Consider the following 21,867-nt stretch of genomic DNA (forward strand, 5'->3'; position numbering starts at 1 on the left):
ATGAGTAATAAGCAAATAGAACATCACCTCAAAAAGGCGCTCGTTTCGAACAACGAAGCTTCGAAGGTAACAACAGACGATACAATCGTGCTAGCCAGTGCAATGACCAGCGTACACAAAACCTTGCTGGTTATCTTTTTGCTTTCCATGGTGGCTATCGCCGTGGCATCTCAGGCTCGTATCGACATTGTGGTGTCGGTGCGCGGTGAGCTATTGCTCGAATCTGACATCGAAAAAGTGCAACACCTTGAAGGCGGTATTCTAGAAGAAATGCTAGTGCGCAAAGGCGAAGTAGTTTACGAAGGTCAGCCTATTGCACGCCTTCGCTCTCTGGATAGAAACACTCAACTCGATACGGTAAACACAGAGATCATTCAGCTAGAGCTAGACAAGATTCGTTACGAAAGCCTGCGCGATATGTTGGAACCCGATTTTTCTGCCTACATCGAAAAGTACCCAGAATTAGTGCAAGTCAACATGAATACCTGGCAGCAAGAATTTTCTAAAAACCGTTCCAATGAAGAGTTGATCACTCACGATATCCAACATAAGAATTCGCTTATTGATTCAATGCTCAAGCGCCGTAAAAGCTCCGAGAACCAGCTCTCCTTGATACGCAAGCAGCTCAATATTAAGAACACCTTGTACAAAGAGGAAATGGCGTCTTACGTCGATGTTCTGAATATGCAGGTTCAAGAGTCAAACATGGTGCGTGAGATAGAAAACCTTGATGAGTCGGTCATGAATGAGCGCTTCCAACTCGACAAACTAGAGAAGCAGTACCGAGACTTGGTGGAGAATCGTAATGCCGAGTATCAAGCACAAATCATTCAAGCAAACAAGGACTTAAAGTTGAAGCGTATATTACGTCCTCAACACTCAGATAAAGTGGATCGCCTCGTGGTTTACGCCCCTATTGACGGTGTAGTAGATAAAGTGCACTTCAACTTCCGCTCCGCTGTGATACCGCCAGGTGAAAGCATCGCGGACATTGCACCGATCAATAACGCCCTTCACGGAGAGGCGAAGATCCCGCGTAAAGACATGGGTTTTGTAGAAATCGGACAAGCGGTCAAAGTGAAGATGGATACCTACAACTTTGCCAAATACGGATTTTTGGAAGGTCGAATTGCATCGATCAGCCGTTCTTCTTATGAAGAAGAAGACGCTGAATTCTACCTCGCGGAAATCCAAATCAGTCAAAACTATCTAGAGCGCGGAGGCACACAATACAAGCTGTCCCCTTATATGGAGTTTACCGCAGACGTGAAAACAGGTTCACGCCGGGTTATCGAATACGCAGCGAAGCCGGTTATGTCGGCTATCGAAGACGCATTCGATGAGAGGTGATGGATGAGTAGCAAGCCTTCTTACAATATTTCCGTTCCTGTTATGCGCCTAAGCATTGCTTTCAGCTTGATGCTGGCTGCCCTCGCCTTTTATTTGTATATCTCTTGGGACAAAGTGGATTCAGTCGAGAAAGTGCAAAACGCGCCTCTTTTGGTTCAAGCTCAACAGCTCAACCAAACTATCGAGTTTGATATTCAAACGCTTCAACGCTGTTTAAGCGCACGTTATTGCAGTACAACAGAGCTTGATTTTGAGGTTCTGAAAGACGAAATTGACCAATTTAAGTCGCTCGCGTCACTCAACAAAACCGAGTTTAGCTTGGTGGGCGCGACCGAATACACGCAGCTTGAACTGGCAATCAATCGCTTCTCAGACAGCCAAAAAACACGCGACGATGTGTTGGCACTGTACCTCTCGCTCACCAATAACTACCTACAAATGGACGACAACTACCGGACCATATTTAACAACCATGCGAGCGACCTAATGATGGAGAAAAACGAGTTCTTCATTTGGTTGTTTGTGGTCGTTGTCGTACTGGTTGGTATCGCAGTGCTATCGAACTTGGTGGCAATCCTTAAGCTGAAAAAATCCAGCTCGAATGAGCGTGACATTGACCAAGAATTCGATGAGCTTTATCAAGAGCTCAAACAACTGGATTTACAAAGGTTGGAAGAGTTGCTGAATGAAGTGAGCATCAATCCGAAGCAGCGTCAGATCTACTCTCACCTAAAACTGATTTTCAGCAAACTCGAAGAACAAAAACGCAATAACGATCTCTACAAGCAGCTCTATGCTCTGATTGGTTACGAGATTCGTGGCATCACCAACACCATTAACGGCGGCGTGCAATATCTCGTTCAAGAGACCGATGAGAGCGGCGTGTTGATGGCGCAAGATATAACCTCGGCTGCCAATACCCTGTCTGAATTGGCAGAGAACTACAACCGACTCATTTCACAAGGGACCGAGAGCAAATCGAAAGAGTTTTCACTGCTGAATGTACTGTCTGAATTGATGATTCACATCAGTTCAAAAGTGCAGCGAAATGAAGGTGAGCTAGACTGCTTTATCTCAGATAACTTACCAAACCGTGTTGAAGGACAATCCACCAGCTTATTCTGGGTGTTGTTCCTACAGCTATCAAATGCCATCCAACTCAAAGCCGACAAGAAACTGTTTGTCACCATTGAATCAGGTGCGGCGTCAGACATTGAAAATACCCGCCTGACCATCAATCTAAACTTCTTAACCACGCTGGATGTGCCGCTTGCCAAGCTCAATACCCTACACTGGAGCGACCATAAACAGCACACTGCAACCAAAGACGATTTGGCGAAAAGCGTGTTGAAAGATTATGGCTATTACGAGAGCCATTGGTATCAATCGGGCAATCAGGAACGTTTTCAAATTCAGCTCGATTTGAAAGCCAAAAGCTTCCACACCGAGAAAACTCGCTTCGACAATAAGCGCCTATTACTGTGTGCCAACTCTCAGCTGCGCATTGATGTGATGAGCAAAATGTTAGTCAACTTGGGCTTAGAGATTACGCCAATTCGAACGCCGAACGAACTCTTCTCTGCGGCAAAAACCTTTGGCGAATACGATGCCATCATGCTGACCGACACGTTCGAGCCAAACAAGCTGCCCTCACTGAGCAAAACGGTGAAATCGCAACTGCGCAATCACCCGAACACCAAGTTGCTGCTCTCGGTCACTAGCACTCAGCAAGCGCAAGAGAGCCATACCTTTGTCGACAAGATTCTGAACTCCCCTGCGATTCCGTATGAGTTTATCCCCAATCTTTTAGCAATCATGGAAGCGGAAGCCTCAGAAGATCAGATGGAGAACAGCTCATTCCTGATTGTGGAAGATGACCGTGTTCAACAGATTCTACTCAAACGTATTTTGAGCAAGCAAGAATACGAAGCCGACACCGTTGGCGATGGCGCAGACGCTGTTCAGCACTTCATGAATCAGCGCTCGGACATCATTTTTATGGACTGCATCATGCCTGGCATGGGCGGTATTGAAGCAACCAAACGCATTCGACAATATGAACAAGAAAGCGGACAAAACCCTTGCACCATCATAGGTGCGACAGCATTGACCAGCAGTAATGAACACCAAGCTTGTATCGAAGCTGGAATGGATTACGTGATCAGCAAACCTTATAAAAACGACGAAATCATCAAGGTGATCAACAAGTATGTGGCGGTACAGAAACTTAACTAGCTGCGTATTGGCAGCGCTTACATTGAGCAATGCTCCTTCGGCAATGGCAACCACCTTGCTTGAGGCGGTCAAACTCGGCTTGGAAAACAATTTATCTCTGCGCGCTAGTGACAAAGGCGTGGAAGAAAACGAATACAACATCGACATTAGCCGTTCTAAGTTTCTACCCTCTTTAAACGGTGCTGCTGATACCACATGGAATGAAAACGAAACCATATTAACGGGAACACCGGATACACGTTCTAGCTACAACTCAAACAGCTACAGCGTGTCTTTATCGCAATCGGTGTTTAACCTTGGCGACATCTTCAAATACGGCACCGCGAAACTTGATTTCAACATTGAAGAAATCAAACACGAGAACAAAATCCAGAGCACCATTTCTGAAATCGCGACGCAATATTTCGAGTACCTGAAAAACAACGCGCAAATCAAAGCCACCAAAGTCGAGCTTAAATCATCTGAAACACGTGAACGCCAAATGCGTCGCAACGTGGAGCTTGGCAACACTGCGGCGAGCGAGTTGTATGAGGTAATTGCCCAGAAAGAAGGCATTGCCAATCGCTTAAGAACCTTAGAGAAAGACCGGCGCGTAATTTTGAACGGTTTAGAGATTCAAGTTCAATACCCAGTCACCCCATCACAAGACATCTACGAAAGTGTTCCCTTGGATGAAATCAGCGAATCCGAACAACGTGAGATTCTTGAACAAGCTTTGAAGCTCAATAACGACTTATTGGTTGCGAAGAAAACCGTCGAGCGCAGCCGAAGAGGCTTGAAAGAAAGCGGTTCAAACTTTGTGCCGACCGTATCGCTCTCTGCCAGTTACCGTTACGACGATGCGAACAACTATGACCGAACCGACCCAACCGCAACAGGGGACAGTAACTCGACCAGCGTCGGGTTGAACTTGAATGTGCCAATTTTCTCCGGCGGTTCGGATTACTACGGTTATCAAAAATCGTCGACTGCCATCGAGCGAACCGAGCTGCTGTACCAAGATTCATTGTTCGCGACGCGCAATAGCGTTAACACCTCAGTACTCAACATTAATGACTTCTCCCGCGCCATCAGCAGTTACGAGAACATCATCCGTGCCAACTACGCTTCCTACAAAGGCATTCAACGCGCCTATCAGCTTGGTACGCGAACCATTACCGACTTACTGGCAGCGGAAAGTAAACTGTTCAGCGCGCTACGTGATTACGAGAGCGCGCGCTATGACTACATCATTGAATCGATCAATCTTGAGCAAATCAAAGGCATGCTATCGGTTCAATCCATCGAAAGCATCATGCAGTTGATGAGCGATATCGAAGGCAGAAGCAATCAAGACTTAGTTCCAAAACACCTTCTCTCTAAACCATCGATTAAGAAAGGAGGTCGCAATGCAAACTGAGCACTTTTCCCAAAAGATTAACTTTGCTGACAAGTGTTATCTGACTTTCTCAACGGTCATCTCAACACTGTTTGGTTTAGTGCTGCCCTTTTCGATTCTTATTATCTTTGACCGTGTTTTACCTAACCAAGCTAAAGACACGCTGTTTCTTCTGTTTGCCATTATCTTGATCACCATCTTCCTCGACTATCACTTAAAGAATCAGGAAGAGAAGATTTCGTCGGTGATCATGAAGCAATTCGAAACCAACTTAACCAACAAAGTGTTTCAATCCATCTGTTTGGCTGAGATATCGAAGTTTCGTCGCCTAGAACCCGGTGAATACTTAGAGCGTATTGCCACCATTCCCGAGATTAAATCCTTCTTTGGCGGAGAATCTGTACGGGCATTGATCAACCTTGCCGTCAGCATACTGACCATTCTGATTATCGGTGTGATCAACATTTGGGCGGGAGTGACCATCTTGCTCGCCTCCATCATTTTGGCGGTGTTCGCACTGAGCCTATCTAAGCAGAAAATCAACAGCTTAGAAAACAAATCCGACATCGAAGGCTTAACTACTTCTAAAATCATCGAGATCATCTCTAGCCCACTCGATATCAAAGCGCGCAATATGGAATATCGCGTTGAGAGCCTCATGACACAAATGGTGGAAGAGCGTGAAGTCGAGAACATCAAATACGAGCAAATTGAATCGAACTTCAGCCTTATCTTGTCGCTCATACAACAGCTCTCCATTGCTTGTGTGGTGGTAGTTTTGGCAACGGCAGTTATCAACATGCAATCTAGCCAAGGCATCATGGCTGCCATCATCATGCTTACCAACCGCTACTTCGCGCCATACCAGCAAGTAATGCGCACGGTGAGTCGATGGGAGTTGAACAAGCTTCATATTCAACGTATCGCCGAGCTGCTTGAGCTTGCGGCATCTGTAGAACAACAAAATGATACGACAGAAGTCGAGCGCATCTCGGTGAAGTATTCGGAAAAGCAACGCATCGAGTTTGAACGTGGTCAGGCTTACTTGCTGACGGGGAAAAGCGGCGCAGGCAAAACCCATCTTGCCAATTGCATTACGCGGCAAAACACCGACAACAAACTGGACATTAAGATCAACGAGACACCACTCGATGACGTCAACTACAACGTCTGGCGTAATAGCGTGCTCATGGTCGACAAAACCAGTTCGTTCGTCGAAGGCACCATCATCGACAACTTGACTTGTTTCCGCCCAAGCTTAAATAACACGGCATTTGCGCTTTGCGAAACCATGAACATCAAAGCACAAATCGATGCCCTTCCCGCTGGTTTTTACACCGAGCTTAAAGGACATTTACGCAACCCATTCTCTCGCCAAGTCGCTTATGCCCTGTTGTTGGTGCGTGCCTTACTCGCGAACAAACGTGTGTTGATCTTCGACGACATCGACTGTGTTTATGATGACGACTTTGCTCGATTGGTTTTGACCAGTACTGCCTATCGCGCCAACGACAAAATACTCATCATCGTCAGCAATAAGATGGACAAGCTCAATCATCGCCTCAAACGCGTCAAACTTACCGGAGGTGACCAATGAGTATTTTGGTTGATTTTAATAATGTCCCTCAGCGCTTGTTGGACTTTGAGGCTCGCAGTTATGACGAGCGATACAATCAGTCACCTTTGATTCGTGGTTTAGCTTACACCCTCATTGCGCTTGAATGGGAAGGCACACCTTCTATCCTCAGTGACGCTTTTATCCCTAAACCAAAAGACAGCGACAGTTTTGTTGCCACGATTGAACGCCTTGGTTACCGTTGTGACGTCACCAAATTAAAAACGTTGGAACACATCGAGGGGCACCCTCATCCTTGTTTTATCGAGATCGAAAACCTCACTGCGATTTTCTTGGGCACCAAAGACGGCAAACTGATCCTGTTTGATTACACCAATAACAACACCATTGAATACCCGCTCTGCAAGAAGCCATGTTTGTTGGTCTCGATCAGCGAATACTCGCGCTTGTTCCGAGAGCCGCCACCTGAATCTCAAGACCGCAGTAACTGGATTAAATACGCGTTTTATCGCTACAACAATGAACTCAAGAGCCTGATTATCCTCAGCTTCGTGGTCAGTATTCTCGGCGCACTCCAGCCCTTTTTTATTATGAGTGTGTACAACTTCGCCTTGACGTCTAGCTCGCAAGCCACGCTCTATTGGCTCACGTTGTTTGCCGTGATTGTTGGGTTTTCGGAATACTTTTTCAAGAAAATGCGGGTCAACATCATCGCCACATCAGGGAAGGATTTGGCGGTGCATATTTCTCAAAACGTAATATCCAAACTGTTGTGGCTTCCTTATTCGATGACATCTACCGCTGGTGTCTCTTCTCAGTTAGCACGTTTGAAAGACATCGACACTTTCCGCCGTTTGGTAACCGCAGAGTCAACATTAAGCTACTTCGACATGCCGTTTGTTATCGTATTCATTATTGCCATTGCTCTTATGTCTGGTACCGCAGCGCTAGTCGTTATGGCGGGGTTGATTCTAATGTTGGTGTTCTGTGTTTATTCTCGTTACATCTACTCGCAAGCCACGTCCAAGAGCTCTCGCGCCAACGCCATGGTTTCTTACCAATGGAATGAGATTCTTCGTGGTATAAAAACCATCCAAGGCTTGCCATTATTGCGTGTTATCCAGTCCCGCTTTAGCGCATCGCATTTACAAAGCACCAACGATGCAGAACATGTTTCAGTGACTAATAGCAGGGTTCAGGCAGCAGGCGGGAGTTTGATTCAGGTTATTGGTACCGCAAGTATCGTCGCGGCCGTTATCGGCGTGATGGACGGCACCTCCGATGCAGGTGCAATGCTTGCTACCGTAATTTTAGTCTGGAAGGCGTTGGGGCCTATTATGGGCATCTACAACTCTATTTCTAAGTTCCAATCCATTAAGGCGTCTTCTGCGCAAATCAACAACCTTATGGCGATGAATGACGATAAGCTAACGTTAGAGAAAAGCCCCCCTATTCGCCTATTTCAAGGTAGTATCGTCGGCTCTGGTGTGAGCCATCGTTATAGTGGTGCGGCAACAGGCTTAACTAATCTTGGTTTTAAAATTCCACCGGGCGCAAAAGTTGTGATTTGTGGACCAACAGGTTGCGGTAAAACGACGCTCATTTCTATTATCGCTGGGCTAGAGGAACGCTATCAAGGCTCAGTTTCGGTGGACGGTTATAACATCAAACAATTCAACAGTTACCGCTATCGAACCTCGATTAACTACATCCCGTTTAACCTGCATATTTTTGAAGGCTCCTTGGAGACTAACTTCATCTTGCATAATGGGTTAATCCCAACAGAAAAAATGCGTGAAATGGTGAGTTTCTTTGAGCTCGATACATGGTTGCCACAAGGCCTGGACACTCAATTGAGCGTTGATATCTGTAAAAGTTTACCAAATGGTATTCAACAAAGACTGCGGCTCGCATTAGGGCTAGGTAACTGCGAACAATCTTTGATTATCATTGACGAGCCATTTAATGGTGCTGAGCAAGAAAACTCGCACTACTTCAAGCGGTTATTCAGCGACAAACTACTCAATAAGACCGTTATTTTCTCAACGAATGATTCGGGCATGATCTCTACATCCAACATGAGCTTAGTCTTGGAGCCAGATGGCAACCTGAAATATTTCGGGTTAACCGATAAGTACTTAAAAAGTCTAAGTTAAGTTCGGAATGTGGTGTGGTTCATCATTCATAATTGAGCACGGTCATTGACAAAAATGTAAACGATGAGACTATTTACTCTGTAAGCGCGTACACTAAGGAATCCGATGTATACATTTGTTGCAGACAAATTGGATGTGGTTTATTTATCAACGATACCAGAAAACTACCAGTTACAAGACTTTGACGTGCCTGAAGAAGAACTCGAAATTCGTGAAATTGTAGAGGTATGGTATGAGTGTGCGTTTCTTCCTGACTTTAACCTTCAACACATCGACATCGAAAACAAAACCGCATTAGTCGAGACACAAGCGCAAGTCGTAAACAACTACACAAGTACGCTCGCTTTTTTACTCAAAAGTCGTACTTATCGCGCAGCACTTAACCGATTATTGAGTGTATGGAGATTGGAGGCAGCAGCTAAAGCACAGCTTGAGCTGCTGTTACTTACGGAAGAACAGAGTAGCAAGCCAGTAAATTAATCGGCTAGGATAAGGGGCTAAAAATCTTAAACCCAACCATCGAATCGGAGACGTTTCTGCACGCGTTCAACCGCCTCTATCTGCATCTGACGAACACGCTCGTTAGACACGTTTAACAACAGGCCTATTTCCGACAAGGTTTTCACTCTCTGGTCAAATAATCCGAATCGATGGATTAAGACTTTCTGCAACTTAGTTGGCAAGGTTTTAATAATATTTTCAATAGCTTGAGTAAAGCACTGATTTTCACAGTCTTGTTGTGGATCTGGCGTATACTCACTTTCACACAGTTCAAGAACAAATGGAACACGATGAAGGTCCGCAGTGGTCGATACATCAATAAAACCACTAAGAGCAACAAGTTCATCTATACGCTCTGCTTTCACCCCTGAGCAGCGTGAGAGTTCAGAAATAGACAACTCCTTGCTCTCACTTTTTGACGCATCGAGCTTTTTTAAAGCCAGGCTATTTATCTCTTTGCACACATGAGCAGGTAAACGTACCGTGCGGCCATTGTTCATTAATGCCGCTTCTATATTCTCGCGAATCCACCATACCGCATAAGTAGAAAAACGGTAGCCTGGCTCAGGATCGAACTTATCGACCGCTTTTATCAAACCAATGTTACCTTCTTCTATTAAATCGAGCAGAGTAAAGTTATTGCCTGGCCGTTTGAGGTAGCCTTTTGCGATTTTCACAACAAGTCGAAGATTAGACTCAATCAACATTTCGCGCGCTTCTTCATCACCAGCTCGATTAAGTTTGGCGTAATGCAACTCCTCTTCACGAGACAACAAATCAATCCCCACAATATCTTTGAGATAGTGAGCATAAGGGTCTTTCCCAACTGACAACGATTCTTTCATTGACAGTTCATCCGTGACAGCTCGGAACCTAGCAAAGCATTCGTTGTTCATTCCCCGTCCTTCTCAAGCCAACTTATTTCTTATCTTCTTTAATTGTTTTTGTACAACACCGTATGCATCATGCTTTATATGCATTACTTTACACTGAGTGTAGACAGGGGTTCTGATCTTTACCAAGAAATCGCTTATCACTTTAAAACAATTACTGCTTCTATGATAAAAACGTGAGCAGGTGGGGGGTTATATATATGAAAGTGCGAATATTTGTACGCAAATTGGCCTCAAAGAAAACAACGCAACGTAATCGTCAACGCTTACCACGTTACTCTGACTAAACCTTTGAGGCTTGAGGATGGTTTGAAGTATCAGTTGAATTAGCGAGACCTAATTCACTTGACGAAGCGCAGGTTGAAGCTGACAGTCTGTTATAACTTGGAAAACTGCACGATTCTTTCCTTCAGACTTACCTTGATACATCAAGTCGTCAGCATCTTGCAAGCTCACGATGTGGGTAAACTCAGGATAGTAAGCACAGCCCAAACTGATACTCAAATGAATTGCTTGTCCGCCCAGTATAACAGGCTGATCGTAAACGGCTTTACAAAGCATATTGGCAAAATTGAGCGCTTCTCGCTCTGACAGAGACGACGTAACGAGTGCGAACTCTTCTCCTCCAATTCTCGCCAATGTCATTCGGTCATCAGTCATCGACTTAGCGGCTTCTGCGATGGCAACTATTGCTCGGTCTCCAGCAAGGTGGCCATATCGATCATTGATTGATTTAAAATCATCAATATCAAACACCATCACCGTTAAGTTTCGCTTCAAATGATTCAGTAGCGCCAATTGCTCAATCAGGTGTCTACGGTTGTATAGCTTTGTGAGAGAATCCGTCAACGTCATCTCCAGCAATTGCTGATTGGCAATCGTTAATTGCCTTGTCCGAAGAGCAACCATACGTTTGAGAGCAAAAATATGATAAAGCGTTGCGACCGCCATAATGAAAATAGCAATAGGGAAAAGATAAAGTGGATAAACCGTTTTCACCACACTCCAACGGGTGAGGATCCGCTCACGATCCGTATCGATGACTTTTTCAAACGCTCGTGATACCTCTAAAATGGAAGTTGCACTGTGCATTCCTGCTGCAATCCGAAGATCTTTACTATATAAGCTAATTGTCGGGACAAACATACCCGCTCCCGGCGTGGTTGCCATATAAAAGTTAGCAACTTGCAGGTCTGCAACAAAGTACAGCACCTTTTTATCGACGGCGGCTTGTATCATCGAATCATTGTTAATGTATTCTGCGATAGGTGCATTCGGATAATTCGTCTGAACAAACTCAGACTCGTAACTTCCTTTAACAACGCCAATTGGCAGCGTCATTTCGCCAGTTAAAACACTCCTGATATCAACCGAAAGTACATCTTTATTTACGTACAGTTTGGTTTGGATAGGCATTATGACTGCGCCAAAGTCCATATACTTCGCTCTTTCGGGCGAGTAGACAAGTCCTCCGTGAAAGTCAGCCTTACCCTCTTTTACGGCTTGTAAAGAAGCATCCCAATCCAAAAGGAGAAACTGAACGTCGATTTGGTTGTTCGCCGCGTACTCTTTCCAAAAGTCGATTAAAATACCTTTAGGTTCACCATCTGGGCTAAGGTAAGAGAACGGCTTCCACGCTTTGGAGTTAGCAACAATTAAAGAATGAGACTCTGACTTGTGTGCATGCGCCATCGGACAAATGGACAGCCACAGTAGTAATAAAGAAGCACACGCTTTTTTACATTTGCAACCATAAGTACCATAACTCGTCGATGACATACCTACTTCTCACCAGTCTTTTTAAACCATAATCTCGGCTGTTTGATTAGACTAAAGATATAGTAGAGTTGCATAAGACAGGAAGTGACGCTTATTGATATGAATCTAACTTAGTAAGTTTTAGTACTTAATTGGTACTTTCAACGCCTAGTTCGCTGAAGCAGTTGAAGCAGTTGAAGCAGTTGAAGCAGTACATGATAAATTAGGAAAACTTATCTGGTACTAAAAATTGAATATCATCAGTTTTGCAAACACCTAGTACCAACAAAAAAGCCCTATTCAAAATCCACCTTGGGGAGAACTTTGAATAGGGCTCTTTGCCTCTATGCTTCATTTTACGGCTGAAGCTACCTTTACCTTTTTTCGCTTTAACGACTCGTGTTTGGAACAGCTGACTGGTAACAACCGCTTTTAACGCGTTGTCTTTGATTTCACCTCTGCCGAAGTCGGTCTCATGTTGTGAGCCACTCGGTTGAGGACTGATTTTACGCTTTGCCATAAATCCTCCTTAATGGTCGAACCAGATTGGACAATAATTATATAAATAAGTCAAATTTATAGATTTAGTTGAATTTTATGCTAAAAAACTTCACATCACCGTCATTTATTTGAAATTTAATCAAAAACATGCTGGTTAAATAGTGACTAAATACAAATATTTGTCCATAAAGCACTAATATATGTTGACTCTTCGTGGAATTAACCTAGACTCAAACACGGCTAGAAAGAAAGTTCTTTGTTTTCACATTTCGTTGGATTACTTGTAACCCGTCGTCCTGTGGTACGCAATAGCAATTTATTTTTCCACGCTATAAGCGCCGTTGAGGCGAAAGATTACATTATTTAGATATTTAGGAAATAGACATGTCTAACACAGCTACTGGCACAGTTAAGTGGTTCAACGAAACTAAAGGCTTCGGTTTCATTCAACAAGAAAACGGTCCTGACGTATTTGCTCACTTCTCTGCAATCACTGGTGACGGCTTCCGTACTCTAGTTGAAGGCCAGAAAGTAGAATTTGTTATCTCTCAAGGTCAAAAAGGCCCTCAAGCAGAGCAAATCAAAGTACTTTAATTCTTAAAGAATTTGATACGATAGCCAGCTTTTAAAGCTGGCTATTTTTTTGCCTAAAACTTATTTTGCCAACAAAACGATATAAATCTATGGCTCTTAAACCAACCATTTACAAATTTCGTATCGCCATTTCCGATATGAATAATGACTATTACGATTCTAAAAATCTAACTATCGCCCTTCATCCTTCTGAAAAGCCGCAACGAATGTTGGCTCGCATTCTAGCTTACTGTTTAAATGCTCAAAGCAATCTGGAGTTTACAAAAGGACTCTCTACGATTGAAGAGCCTGATTTATGGCATGTTGGCGATGATCAAAGCATTACTCACTGGATTGAAATTGGCGAACCAGAACCAGACAGAATTAAGAAAGCTTCTCGCCTCGCAAAGCATGTAAAAGTTTACACTTATAACACCAAAGCGGCTGTCTGGTGGGACAAAATGTCAGGAAAGTTCTCAATGCTTCCCGTCAACGTAGAGAGCTTTGACTATGACGCTATCGACTTGATTTGTCAGCATCTTGACCGAGGTACTAGCCTTTCTGTTATGATTACTGGCAGCTCAATTTTTGTTGATATCAATGATCAACATATCGAAGTAACGGTGAAGGAACTAAAAAACCATGACGTCTCTTAGTGAACTGAGTCAAGAGATGGGATTTGAAGAAATCCCCTTTGTTAAAGAACATAAAGCAGCAAAGCGGCGTTGGTTAAAAGAACAGTCACAACTATTTACAAAAGTTTGTGAGAACAAACCCACAACAGCACCTACTCTTCACCTGCTTGGCCTTTTGACCAAATCACATATTGAAGCAAGTGCTAACTACGAGCAACATGCTCACTCTACCCAGCGTATGCAGCAAGTTCTGACTGACTCCTTGGGTAATGAGCACGCGGATAAGTTTACTAACCAATCTGCTGAAGACCTAATCTTAGTCACCCACCTTTGGTTATACACGCAAGGCTATTTAAATATGGATTTCAGCTTGGCGCACGATCATGCCGAGCAGACTCAAAATACATTGCAGCACGAACTTGTCATGAAACGCATGGACGTTGATGCATTCAGAACCGAACTCATGCAAAGTTTTTATCAAGGTAAAGAAGCCCGTCCGGCTTCAGCAAGTGGCTTTTGGGGTTGGTTTAAACGTCTATTTTCCGCATAAAATACATGGTTTTATCCATTTCAAACAACTGATAGACTTCACGTCCAGTGCAACAAGCATCATGATTGCATTCTTAAAGGACAATTACCCAATGAACATCAAGGGATCATTATGAAGTTTATCCGTTGGATTTTAGGCAAGGTTATCTTATTGCTGAACGCGGTGTTCTCACCTCGTGGTATTAAGCGCACCGCAGAAGAACAGCAACGTATTGATGAAAAAGCGAAACAATACGCACTTTACCAATTTGAAGCCTGCCCTTTTTGTGTAAAGGTCCGCCGTGCAATGAAGCGTCAATCGGTGAACATTGAGCTACGTGATGCAAAAAATAACCCGACTCATCGAGCTGAACTAGAGCAATGTGGTGGGCGAGTTAAAGTCCCTTGTCTTCGTATCGAAAAAGATGGCGAGACACAGTGGTTATACGAGTCATCTGACATCGTCGCTTACGTTGAAAAAGAATTTGCCTAAGTTCCCCCTATGAACATTGGCGGATGTAAAAGAGGCACCTAACGGTGCCTCTTTTCTATTTTTTCTAGCTAGATGTTGCCGTGCGAGCTTTCCTTATTCAGTCTTCTTGCTCAACTCCGAACTTAAACTCCACTAAGCAAATAACGGGTATGCAAGAACAACACAACGAAGATTACCGCCTAACGTCTGCGTTATTCATCCACGATCAATGTTAGCTCTACGCGCCGATTGCAAGCTTTACCACTCGCTGTCGCATTGCTGCACTTCGGTACATACTCCCCGAAGCCTCTAGAAAACACTCGTTGACGTGGAATACTCGTCGCCAATAGTTGTTTTTCTACTTCACGAGCTCGCTTTTCAGATAGCGTGTCATTGAAGCTTTCAGCTCCCGTGCTATCCGCATGACCATCAATCACGACATCAACATCAGTTCTTCCAGCCAGATAGTGACCAATGTTTCGAATCCAGTCTTGAGATTGAGCAGATAACCGTGCAGAACCCGTTTGAAAATGCACTTGCTCTTTCAAACGTATCATCAGGTGACCACCACTGAGCGTCTCGTGAGGAATGTTATGCCTGCTCAGGAACATTTCCAGAGAGGTCACGTTTTGCGACTTTTTTACTGACGCCCTCGCCGTTTGATATGAACGAGGGGAAGAAGCCACATTGGATGCGCTCGGGTATCCCCACTCTGGGTGTCTCAGCTCAGTGTTTGATTTAGGAGCTGTATCTAAAATGTTCCCACCAGGGACCATATCTTGATCGAGGCTGCTGCACCCGGCCAGAATGCCACAAACAATTAAAAACCAATGCTTCATACCATTACCAACGTAGAAAAACTCTTGTTCATTGTGTCGACAAAACACGCCGAATCTTTAGCGCTTTTGTCCACCGACTGGTTTGTCTATGCAGCGTTCATGCCACTGGAGTCAATGCAAAATCATCTCTCAAATAAAACGCAACACTAAAATACCCTACCCTTACAGTCCATACGTCAGGCAAAGTCTGTTACCAATGGTCTCACTTTATTGTTATTTAATGGTTTTAGTCACTATCGTTAACCGATAAACTAACGCAAATTTCTCATTTAGAGCACTACTATGTTAAAAACCATATCGAAAGGCTTTGCTGTTGTTGTTGCCGTAATGGCTTTGTCGGCATGCGATAGCGGCAAGAGTCAGCCTCAGCAAGGCAAACAATACGAAGTTTTGCCAGTATCCCTTGAAGAATATGATTTAGCTCCCCTGACTGAAGCATTCTCTTTAACTTGTGGCCACTGCCGCTCAATGGAAGAGTTTGTCCCTCAAATTGAATCATTGACCGATCAAAGCGTTGAAAAAATGCATGTAACGTTCAATGAAAGTGCACAAGTGAGCGCCATCATCTTCTATACTGCCGTAATGCAGCTTGAATCAACACCAGATAAAGCGTTTATGGCGGATCTTTTTACTGCTGTGCAAATGGGTGCCGATGCAACGGCTGAGGAACGCCAAATCGCCGTAGAGAAAGCCTTTGAGTCTCGCAACCTTATCAGCCCTTACCATTTAGATGAAGCACAGCAAAAAACGCTGTTTGAGTACATCACTAAGGCAGAAGCGATCACGACTCGCGGCCAAATTAACTCCGTTCCAGCCTTTATCGTAAACGGAAAATATCAAGTGATTACTGGTGGTCATGACAGCGTTGAAGCCATGGCAGAAACCATCAACTTTTTGCTAAAACAACCTAAATAGACAAGGAGATTACGTGTCTAAATTTTTGTTTCCTCTTATTATTTTTATTTTGGCGGGCTTTTTCATTTACCGTACTTGGACAAACCATAAAGTAGCAGATGAAAACTTTGCCAAAGGCCAAGCATTCTTACTAGAAAATGCGAAAAAAGAAGGCGTTATCACAACAGAAAGTGGCCTTCAATACATGGTTCTTGAAAAAGGCGAAGGTGAGGTTCACCCAACTGCAACAAGTAAAGTAAAAGTACACTACCACGGCACCTTGATTGATGGCACGATATTCGATAGCTCTGTTAATCGTGGTGAGCCTATTTCATTTGGTCTTAACCAAGTCATTAAAGGCTGGCAAGAAGGTCTACAATACATGGTAGAGGGTGAGAAAATCCGCCTTTTCGTACCAAGCACGCTTGGCTATGGTAAGAGTGGCTCAGGCCCAATTCCACCAGCAAGTGTTTTGATCTTTGATGTTGAACTGCTAGAAATTCAATAAATCTAGAAAACTTTGTCTTAAAACCAAAGTATCAAAACCAAAAACGCCGCGAACCACGCGGCGTTTTCTGTTTTAAGAAAGGTTAAAAACCAATATAGTGATCCGAAAGCAATGCAATGAACAACGCCAAAAGATGATAGATAGAGAATTTAAACGTCTCCATCGCGGTATTTGGCTCTGGTGCATATTTTAGCTTCCATGCATGGTACATAAAGCCAACATTGAGTAGTAGTGAGGCAAAAATATACACCACGCCGACCATACCAACCAAAACCGGTAGGACACAAACCAAAGTCAATAGCACCGTATACAACAGAATAGAAGTTTTGGTGTACTCAATGCCGTGTGTCACTGGCAGCATGGGAATATCTACCTTGCGGTAATCCTCGACACGATGAATAGCCAGAGCCCAAAAATGTGGTGGCGTCCAGATAAAAATGATCATTACGAGCAGCCAGGCATTCGCATGTAATTGCCCTGTTACAGCAGTCCAACCGAGAAGAGGCGGCATCGCACCGGCAATCCCTGCAATGACGATATTTTGGGGCGTAGCACGTTTGAGGTACATTGTGTATACCATCGCATAGCCGAGCAAACTCATCAAAGTCAACCATGCCGTCAGCGGGTTGACTATCGCATAGAGAAGTACAAACCCTAAGACACCTAAAACTGTAGCGAAGGCTATCACCGATGATGGTTTAGTCTCACCCGATGGCAATGGTCGTTTGTGTGTACGTGCCATTCTCGCATCAATTCGGCGGTCAATTAGATGATTAAACGCTGCCGCAGACCCTGCCATCAGACCAATCCCCGTTAGGCCAACTACCGCCTGCAACCAGGGGAAATCATCAACCGGGGCTAAGCTCATACCTACTACTGCCGTCACCAACATTAACGCCACCACTTTAGGTTTCGTTAACTTCAAATAAACGGAACTTAGTCGCTTTCGCCCATTTAACGACAGCGCGATTTCTTTACTCATAGCGAACTCCTTTCGCGGTGTAATTCCAAGCCGTTTTACCCTGCCACAAGTAAAACTGGCTAACACAAACGAGACTCAACATAACAGCGGCACCAAGGTTGTGCGCCACCGCGACATAGATAGGAAGTTGAAATACTACGTTGCTTACACCCAGCATAATTTGGCACACCAGAGTGAATAACAACCACCCTCCAATTCTCTGTGAATGATGAGAATCTTGCCTCATAAGCCCAATACTATAAGCCAATACCACGGTGGCGGTAACAATAGCGCCTATACGATGAGTGACGTGTATAGTCATTCTTGCCGGATACTCCAAGACACCAAATTCATAATTCTCGAATCCAGTTTGCCAGAAAGAAAACGCTTCTTTCCATGAGAGATGGCTCATCCAGTCTCCCTCACAAATCGGCAGTGTGGTACACATCAGCGCAGCATAATTTGACGAAGTCCATCCTCCAAGGAGCACTTGCACCAAAACAACCAGGAAAACCAACAATGAAAAGCCTCTCAGAGAGCTAGAAGATGGAGAGAAATAGAGATTGTTTTGCGCTTTTAATTGGCAGTAAAAAATCGCCTGTAACGCCAATAAAACAAAACCACCGAGCAAGTGAAGCATCACGATGACGGGCATTAATTTAAGAGTAACTGTCCACATTCCCAAAAGTGCCTGCCCAATCACCAATACGCTTAGCAACATCGGAATGGTTGAATTTACACGCTCAGACCTTACTGATATCGCTGCCATCGCAAAAATGACTAAACCTAACGTTCCTGCAAAATAGCGATGAATCATCTCAAGCCATGCTTTCTCATGCTCTACTGCCCGCTCGGGGAAGTTCAGGTTAGCACGTATGACGTCTTCTTCTTGATGCGGCACAGAAAAGTGCCCATAACAACCAGGCCAGTCCGGGCAACCTAACCCTGCATCTGAAAGGCGAGTATATGCCCCTAACATGATCACCACGAGAGTTAGGAGCAAACTGAATCTCACCAACTGAATTAATTTCATATGCACTTCCTCTAACCGACTCGTGACAGTTTTAAGAGCTTGCGTAAGTCCGCCAACATACCTTTATTCAATAGGACTAAGTCCTCATTTGGTTTCGGCGAGTAAGACATCACCAGCTGCCCAAGAGGATCAACGATCAACATTTGCCCAGGTTTCACTTTAGAGGTAACCAATTCATTCATTTGCATCGCTAACATCGATACTTCCATGGGATCTGAATGCTCAGTCTGCCAAACGACTGGCACTACTCGCTCTTGATACTTACCTAAAGCAACATGGCTTTGCTGAAGCAGGTAAAGCTGCTGTTTACACTCTTCAGTGCATTCGTTAGGCAATACATAAGCGAGTTGCCAACCATGGTCTTTGAGAGGTGACTCTTGACCAAGTTGCTCTAACGTCGTGTATGGTTCGACTAACTCGCCTCTATTGGTCACTCCGCTTTGATACCACCCTTGTGTGAGAATGACTTTTGCAATGACAGCGGGAAGCGCGAACGTACAAACCAGCACAATCAACATTAGTCGTCCTTTGGTTACTTTAGATGTCATGCTTCACCTCCATGTGACGCAACTTTTTTTGCCAACGAACAAAAACAATTAAAGTCAGTAATAAGAAAACACCTGCCATCGAAAACCATTGAATCGAATAGCCAAAATGTTTGGCACTATTGAGTGGCAATGGATTCCAAGGAAAGTCATAGGGCCAACGAGTTAAATTGTCTGGCTGCAAGACTGCGGGCATAAGTTCAATATTCAGTAGCTGATTCAATTGCGCGATGTTTAGGTTTTGCACGCGAATAACATCGCCAACTTCCGGCATTAACTCTGAACTCAGTGGATTAGTAGATTTTCGGTACAGGCGTCCTGTGATGAAAGTCGAATTATCGAGTTTGGTGACCGTTGGTAACACTGAGCGTTCTGCTCTTCCCTCGACAAAACCAAGCTCCAATAACGCATAGGCACTAGGCTCATCGCTCGTCAATACAATCTGAAATGCTAAATATCCCACACTGCCTTTATGCGTTTGGTTGTCTAACAAAATTACGGGAAACGCCTGAGGAACAACATTAACTTCCACTTTTTTCCCGAGGATACTTTCCTCTCGCCAGTCGTTGTCTTCAAGAACGACGCTTAGTGCTTGGTACGCACTATCCGCACGCGCGAGAATGGCTTGTTCCAATGCTTGTTTTTCTTGCCCTCTCTCAAACTGCCAAAAACCCAGTTTGACCAAAAGAGAAAACACAACCACAGTTAAACCAACTGCAACCCAAAACCGTTTCGATAGCCATAATTGTCTTGATAACAACAATGATGAAACCGGAGGTGCCATGTCCACCGTATTTCTATTCAAACTGACGCTTGTCCTTTTGCTGCTTTTCATTATCTTCAACCTCGCAAAAGCGCTTATCGAAATGGTTCGTGAAGACCCAGATAATCCTGAAAAAAGAGACAAACCCATGAGTCATTACTTAGGCCGTCGAGTCATGTTCTCCGCTTTGGTGGTCGTCCTTTTGCTTATTGCGCTCAGCTCGGGTTGGCTAGCACCAAACCCTCGCCCTTATTAGTCGAACCAAGAGTTCACAGTGCGCCTAAAGTACGTAAACAAACACAAACAGACATAACCAAACCACATCCACGAAATGCCAATACCAGCTGCCCGCTTGAAAGGCAAAATGGTTCTTTGGCGAAAAGTGATCTTTAGCGATTCTGAACAGCAGCACGATCAAGAAGATAGTCCCAAGACAAACGTGTAAACCGTGGAACCCCGTCAACATGAAGAACGTGTTACCGTAAATACCGGACTGCAACGTGAGCCCTATGTCTTGATAAGCATGAACATACTCAACCGCTTGGTAATATAGGAAAAAGCCAGCAAGTACGATGGTTATCTCTAACCAAACAATCAGTGCCGTTCTTTTGTCTTGTTCAAGGCTTATATGCGCCATATGTAGCGTAATAGACGACAATAGCAGCAAGATAGTATTGGTAAGGGGTATGCCCTGCCACGGCATAGCTTGTGTTGTTTCTCCCCCCGGTGTCAGTGTGAGTGGCCACATCGCTTCGAAGGTTGGCCACAGGACTTCGTTAGTCATGAATTTATTATCTGCCCCACCTAACCAAGGCACAGAAATCATTCTGGCGTAGAACAAGGCACCAAAAAAGGCACCAAAAAACATCACTTCAGAAAAGATAAACCAGCTCATTCCTTGGCGAAAAGAACGAGTAATTTGCGAGCTGTATTTTCCACTCAGTGATTCAGTAATCACATTACTAAACCAACCAGCCAACATGTAAAGCAAGAACAAGAAGCCCACCGCTAGCACAATGCCACCAATGGTTCCCACTACACCGTCGCTTTGTGTCCCCTGGACGGTCATGCCTGCGCCAACAGCAACCAAAAACAGAGCAAATGCACCGATGATCGGCCAGCTACTTTGAGCGGGAACATAATATGTTCCTGGCTTGTTACTCATAATTTCTCTCCTTACTGACCAACCTTGGTCTGTATCTCTCTCCCTGAGTGGCTAAGAGCCTGTAGGAGGGGGAAGTTTATAGAGTGTGTAAGACAGCGTTAACGTGTGTATAGACTCCGGCAAGTCCGGTTCGATATAAAAAATCAACGGCATTTGAGCTTGCTGTTTACCATCCAGAGGCTGCTGGTTAAAGCAAAAACACTCAATCTTATTGAAGTAAGCAGCTCCAGTCCCGGGAGAAACAGAAGGAACGGCTTGCCCCACCAACTTCTGCCCGCTTTCATTAAATGCAAGGTATTCGGTTTGTACGACTTCACCTGGGTGAACATCCATCGAAATCACTTTGGGTCTAAACTCCCAAGGCATATCTGGGCTGACATGAGCCATAAACTCCACGCGAACAGTTCGGCTCATGTCCGGTTGCATACCTGTCGGTTGAATGGCGGCTACTTCACTTGTCTTTCCATTGATTCCCAGTGCGTCGCACATCACGTCATAAAGTGGGACCAGTGCATAGCCGAAGCCAAACATTAACAGGGTCGCCAAAAGCAACTTCACTGTGAGCTTCTTGTTTGATGGATTCGGTTTCATGTCACTCACCCC

General features: G+C 44.4%; 23 protein-coding genes. 13 read left to right on the forward strand and 10 right to left on the reverse strand.

What is annotated here, in order from left to right; genetic code table 11:
• The 6 genes from R7Z77_RS09985 (at position 1) to R7Z77_RS10010 (ending at position 9,175) form a co-directional block, all read left to right on the forward strand.
• Positions 1 to 1,350: an HlyD family type I secretion periplasmic adaptor subunit gene (locus R7Z77_RS09985; protein ID WP_064354597.1), complete on the forward strand. Its 1,350-nt coding sequence runs from the start codon at positions 1 to 3 to the stop codon at positions 1,348 to 1,350.
• A 3-nt stretch (positions 1,351 to 1,353) separates the two neighbouring features.
• Entirely contained in the window at positions 1,354 to 3,585 is a 2,232-nt protein-coding gene (locus R7Z77_RS09990; protein ID WP_054577120.1) for a response regulator, read from the forward strand.
• On the forward strand, positions 3,560 to 4,984 hold the full coding sequence (locus R7Z77_RS09995; protein WP_318136648.1) for a TolC family protein: 1,425 nt from the start codon (positions 3,560 to 3,562) through the stop codon (positions 4,982 to 4,984). The genes R7Z77_RS09990 and R7Z77_RS09995 overlap by 26 nt, the downstream gene beginning before the upstream one ends.
• Positions 4,974 to 6,560: an ATP-binding cassette domain-containing protein gene (locus R7Z77_RS10000; protein WP_053303763.1), complete on the forward strand. Its 1,587-nt coding sequence runs from the start codon at positions 4,974 to 4,976 to the stop codon at positions 6,558 to 6,560. The genes R7Z77_RS09995 and R7Z77_RS10000 overlap by 11 nt, the downstream gene beginning before the upstream one ends.
• Positions 6,557 to 8,695 (forward strand): ATP-binding cassette domain-containing protein, encoded by a 2,139-nt coding sequence (locus tag R7Z77_RS10005; RefSeq protein WP_213967842.1) that lies wholly within the window; start codon positions 6,557 to 6,559, stop codon positions 8,693 to 8,695. The genes R7Z77_RS10000 and R7Z77_RS10005 overlap by 4 nt, the downstream gene beginning before the upstream one ends.
• A gap of 105 nt (positions 8,696 to 8,800) precedes the next feature.
• Positions 8,801 to 9,175 (forward strand): hypothetical protein, encoded by a 375-nt coding sequence (locus R7Z77_RS10010; protein WP_005375619.1) that lies wholly within the window; start codon positions 8,801 to 8,803, stop codon positions 9,173 to 9,175.
• A 26-nt stretch (positions 9,176 to 9,201) separates the two neighbouring features.
• Here the strand turns inward: R7Z77_RS10010 and R7Z77_RS10015 are convergent, their stop codons facing one another.
• The 3 genes from R7Z77_RS10015 to R7Z77_RS10025 form a co-directional block, all read right to left on the reverse strand.
• Complete coding sequence (locus tag R7Z77_RS10015; protein ID WP_017635872.1) at positions 9,202 to 10,092, reverse strand: RNA polymerase sigma factor RpoD/SigA; 891 nt, start codon at positions 10,090 to 10,092, stop codon at positions 9,202 to 9,204.
• Between the two features lie 333 nt (positions 10,093 to 10,425).
• Positions 10,426 to 11,868, reverse strand: a complete 1,443-nt coding sequence (locus R7Z77_RS10020; protein ID WP_054577116.1) for a diguanylate cyclase domain-containing protein — start codon at positions 11,866 to 11,868, stop codon at positions 10,426 to 10,428.
• Between the two features lie 202 nt (positions 11,869 to 12,070).
• The gene (locus R7Z77_RS10025) at positions 12,071 to 12,367 is read right to left on the reverse strand and encodes an alternative ribosome-rescue factor A (RefSeq protein WP_017635870.1); all 297 of its coding nucleotides are present in this window, start codon (positions 12,365 to 12,367) and stop codon (positions 12,071 to 12,073) included.
• Between the two features lie 365 nt (positions 12,368 to 12,732).
• Between R7Z77_RS10025 and R7Z77_RS10030 the strand changes: the two genes are divergently transcribed.
• The 4 genes from R7Z77_RS10030 to R7Z77_RS10045 all read left to right on the forward strand — a co-directional run bounded on the left by R7Z77_RS10030 (position 12,733) and on the right by R7Z77_RS10045 (position 14,577).
• Entirely contained in the window at positions 12,733 to 12,942 is a 210-nt protein-coding gene (locus tag R7Z77_RS10030) for a cold-shock protein (RefSeq protein ID WP_005375625.1), read from the forward strand.
• Positions 12,943 to 13,031: 89 nt separating this feature from the next.
• On the forward strand, positions 13,032 to 13,577 hold the full coding sequence (locus tag R7Z77_RS10035) for a YaeQ family protein (RefSeq protein WP_005375627.1): 546 nt from the start codon (positions 13,032 to 13,034) through the stop codon (positions 13,575 to 13,577).
• A complete protein-coding gene (locus tag R7Z77_RS10040; protein ID WP_017635869.1) occupies positions 13,564 to 14,106 on the forward strand; it encodes a hypothetical protein in 543 nt (180 codons plus the stop codon). Before R7Z77_RS10035 ends, R7Z77_RS10040 begins: the two co-directional genes overlap by 14 nt.
• Positions 14,107 to 14,217: 111 nt before the next feature.
• A complete protein-coding gene (locus R7Z77_RS10045; RefSeq protein ID WP_054574391.1) occupies positions 14,218 to 14,577 on the forward strand; it encodes a glutaredoxin family protein in 360 nt (119 codons plus the stop codon).
• 191 nt (positions 14,578 to 14,768) lie between these two features.
• On the opposite strand, the gene R7Z77_RS10050 is transcribed toward R7Z77_RS10045, so the two are convergent.
• A complete protein-coding gene (locus R7Z77_RS10050) occupies positions 14,769 to 15,395 on the reverse strand; it encodes an OmpA family protein (RefSeq protein ID WP_025768460.1) in 627 nt (208 codons plus the stop codon).
• Between the two features lie 282 nt (positions 15,396 to 15,677).
• On the opposite strand from R7Z77_RS10050, the gene R7Z77_RS10055 reads away from it, so the two are divergent.
• Both R7Z77_RS10055 and R7Z77_RS10060 read left to right on the forward strand, forming a co-directional pair.
• Positions 15,678 to 16,310 carry a thiol:disulfide interchange protein DsbA/DsbL gene (locus R7Z77_RS10055; RefSeq protein WP_005375635.1) on the forward strand — a complete coding sequence of 211 codons (633 nt, stop codon included), beginning with the start codon at positions 15,678 to 15,680 and terminating at the stop codon, positions 16,308 to 16,310.
• Between the two features lie 13 nt (positions 16,311 to 16,323).
• Positions 16,324 to 16,797: an FKBP-type peptidyl-prolyl cis-trans isomerase gene (locus tag R7Z77_RS10060; RefSeq protein ID WP_054578695.1), complete on the forward strand. Its 474-nt coding sequence runs from the start codon at positions 16,324 to 16,326 to the stop codon at positions 16,795 to 16,797.
• A gap of 82 nt (positions 16,798 to 16,879) precedes the next feature.
• Here the strand turns inward: R7Z77_RS10060 and cyoE are convergent, their stop codons facing one another.
• From cyoE to R7Z77_RS10080, 4 genes are read right to left on the reverse strand one after another with little or no spacing between them, the layout of a single operon-like run.
• Entirely contained in the window at positions 16,880 to 17,779 is a 900-nt protein-coding gene (gene cyoE / locus R7Z77_RS10065) for a heme o synthase (protein WP_213967841.1), read from the reverse strand.
• Entirely contained in the window at positions 17,772 to 18,791 is a 1,020-nt protein-coding gene (locus R7Z77_RS10070; RefSeq protein ID WP_017635865.1) for a COX15/CtaA family protein, read from the reverse strand. Before R7Z77_RS10070 ends, cyoE begins: the two co-directional genes overlap by 8 nt.
• 11 nt (positions 18,792 to 18,802) lie before the next feature.
• Positions 18,803 to 19,339 (reverse strand): cytochrome oxidase biogenesis cluster protein, encoded by a 537-nt coding sequence (locus tag R7Z77_RS10075; RefSeq protein WP_318136649.1) that lies wholly within the window; start codon positions 19,337 to 19,339, stop codon positions 18,803 to 18,805.
• Positions 19,329 to 20,120: an SURF1 family protein gene (locus tag R7Z77_RS10080; protein ID WP_169644602.1), complete on the reverse strand. Its 792-nt coding sequence runs from the start codon at positions 20,118 to 20,120 to the stop codon at positions 19,329 to 19,331. Before R7Z77_RS10080 ends, R7Z77_RS10075 begins: the two co-directional genes overlap by 11 nt.
• Between R7Z77_RS10080 and R7Z77_RS10085 the strand changes: the two genes are divergently transcribed.
• Positions 20,119 to 20,355, forward strand: a complete 237-nt coding sequence (locus R7Z77_RS10085; protein ID WP_005375504.1) for a DUF2909 domain-containing protein — start codon at positions 20,119 to 20,121, stop codon at positions 20,353 to 20,355. The genes R7Z77_RS10080 and R7Z77_RS10085 overlap by 2 nt on opposite strands.
• A gap of 24 nt (positions 20,356 to 20,379) precedes the next feature.
• Here the strand turns inward: R7Z77_RS10085 and R7Z77_RS10090 are convergent, their stop codons facing one another.
• Both R7Z77_RS10090 and R7Z77_RS10095 read right to left on the reverse strand, forming a co-directional pair.
• The gene (locus R7Z77_RS10090) at positions 20,380 to 21,264 is read right to left on the reverse strand and encodes a cytochrome c oxidase subunit 3 (RefSeq protein ID WP_213967840.1); all 885 of its coding nucleotides are present in this window, start codon (positions 21,262 to 21,264) and stop codon (positions 20,380 to 20,382) included.
• A gap of 51 nt (positions 21,265 to 21,315) precedes the next feature.
• Positions 21,316 to 21,855, reverse strand: a complete 540-nt coding sequence (locus R7Z77_RS10095; RefSeq protein ID WP_005385211.1) for a cytochrome c oxidase assembly protein — start codon at positions 21,853 to 21,855, stop codon at positions 21,316 to 21,318.
• Between the last annotated feature and the right edge of the window lie 12 nt (positions 21,856 to 21,867).

The organism is Vibrio sp. 1401, assembly GCF_033340295.1.

Excerpts from the sequence above, each read along its gene's own strand:
- R7Z77_RS09985 (WP_064354597.1), top strand. The coding sequence starts at position 1 with ATGAGTAATAAGCAAATAGAACATCACCTCAAAAAGGCGCTCGTTTCG.
- R7Z77_RS09990 (WP_054577120.1), top strand. The coding sequence starts at position 1,354 with ATGAGTAGCAAGCCTTCTTACAATATTTCCGTTCCTGTTATGCGCCTA.
- R7Z77_RS09995 (WP_318136648.1), top strand. The coding sequence starts at position 3,560 with ATGTGGCGGTACAGAAACTTAACTAGCTGCGTATTGGCAGCGCTTACA.
- R7Z77_RS10000 (WP_053303763.1), top strand. The coding sequence starts at position 4,974 with ATGCAAACTGAGCACTTTTCCCAAAAGATTAACTTTGCTGACAAGTGT.
- R7Z77_RS10005 (WP_213967842.1), top strand. The coding sequence starts at position 6,557 with ATGAGTATTTTGGTTGATTTTAATAATGTCCCTCAGCGCTTGTTGGAC.
- R7Z77_RS10010 (WP_005375619.1), top strand. The coding sequence starts at position 8,801 with ATGTATACATTTGTTGCAGACAAATTGGATGTGGTTTATTTATCAACG.
- R7Z77_RS10015 (WP_017635872.1), bottom strand. The coding sequence starts at position 10,092 with ATGAACAACGAATGCTTTGCTAGGTTCCGAGCTGTCACGGATGAACTG.
- R7Z77_RS10020 (WP_054577116.1), bottom strand. The coding sequence starts at position 11,868 with ATGTCATCGACGAGTTATGGTACTTATGGTTGCAAATGTAAAAAAGCG.
- R7Z77_RS10025 (WP_017635870.1), bottom strand. The coding sequence starts at position 12,367 with ATGGCAAAGCGTAAAATCAGTCCTCAACCGAGTGGCTCACAACATGAG.
- R7Z77_RS10030 (WP_005375625.1), top strand. The coding sequence starts at position 12,733 with ATGTCTAACACAGCTACTGGCACAGTTAAGTGGTTCAACGAAACTAAA.
- R7Z77_RS10035 (WP_005375627.1), top strand. The coding sequence starts at position 13,032 with ATGGCTCTTAAACCAACCATTTACAAATTTCGTATCGCCATTTCCGAT.
- R7Z77_RS10040 (WP_017635869.1), top strand. The coding sequence starts at position 13,564 with ATGACGTCTCTTAGTGAACTGAGTCAAGAGATGGGATTTGAAGAAATC.
- R7Z77_RS10045 (WP_054574391.1), top strand. The coding sequence starts at position 14,218 with ATGAAGTTTATCCGTTGGATTTTAGGCAAGGTTATCTTATTGCTGAAC.
- R7Z77_RS10050 (WP_025768460.1), bottom strand. The coding sequence starts at position 15,395 with ATGAAGCATTGGTTTTTAATTGTTTGTGGCATTCTGGCCGGGTGCAGC.
- R7Z77_RS10055 (WP_005375635.1), top strand. The coding sequence starts at position 15,678 with ATGTTAAAAACCATATCGAAAGGCTTTGCTGTTGTTGTTGCCGTAATG.
- cyoE (WP_213967841.1), bottom strand. The coding sequence starts at position 17,779 with ATGAGTAAAGAAATCGCGCTGTCGTTAAATGGGCGAAAGCGACTAAGT.
- R7Z77_RS10070 (WP_017635865.1), bottom strand. The coding sequence starts at position 18,791 with ATGAAATTAATTCAGTTGGTGAGATTCAGTTTGCTCCTAACTCTCGTG.
- R7Z77_RS10075 (WP_318136649.1), bottom strand. The coding sequence starts at position 19,339 with ATGACATCTAAAGTAACCAAAGGACGACTAATGTTGATTGTGCTGGTT.
- R7Z77_RS10085 (WP_005375504.1), top strand. The coding sequence starts at position 20,119 with ATGTCCACCGTATTTCTATTCAAACTGACGCTTGTCCTTTTGCTGCTT.
- R7Z77_RS10080 (WP_169644602.1), bottom strand. The coding sequence starts at position 20,120 with ATGGCACCTCCGGTTTCATCATTGTTGTTATCAAGACAATTATGGCTA.
- R7Z77_RS10090 (WP_213967840.1), bottom strand. The coding sequence starts at position 21,264 with ATGAGTAACAAGCCAGGAACATATTATGTTCCCGCTCAAAGTAGCTGG.
- R7Z77_RS10095 (WP_005385211.1), bottom strand. The coding sequence starts at position 21,855 with ATGAAACCGAATCCATCAAACAAGAAGCTCACAGTGAAGTTGCTTTTG.